Source organism: Streptomyces niveiscabiei (genome assembly GCF_001419795.1).
Lineage (GTDB): Bacteria > Actinomycetota > Actinomycetes > Streptomycetales > Streptomycetaceae > Streptomyces > Streptomyces niveiscabiei.
Genome location: NZ_LIRL01001132.1, coordinates 940 through 1,168, shown reverse-complemented (window position 1 = coordinate 1,168; position 229 = coordinate 940). Strand labels below are relative to the sequence as shown.

Below are 229 nucleotides of genomic sequence, written 5' to 3'. Positions count from 1 at the left end.
CGCGATCGGTGAACGTGCCCCGGTCGACGACGGTGGGGGCGTCCGGCCCGGTGAACAGGGAGCGGGCCGCGTCGGCGTGGGCGGCGGCCCGTTCGGCGCTGTCGGCCTGGAAGGCGTACTGGCCGAAGACGTAGCTGCCGCAGTGCGGAGGGAAGACGAGGCTGTAGGCGGGGAAGCGTGGCGTGGCAGGCATGCGGCATGCGCTTTCTGGGGGAGGTCAGGACGGCGG

Annotated in this window: 1 pseudogene; it reads right to left on the bottom strand. The window is 73.4% G+C overall.

Features of this window, described 5'->3' with window-relative positions:
• Positions 1 to 193, bottom strand: a pseudogene (locus AOK24_RS40960) (phenylacetaldoxime dehydratase family protein); the annotation flags it as partial.
• Positions 194 to 229 lie beyond the last annotated feature (36 nt).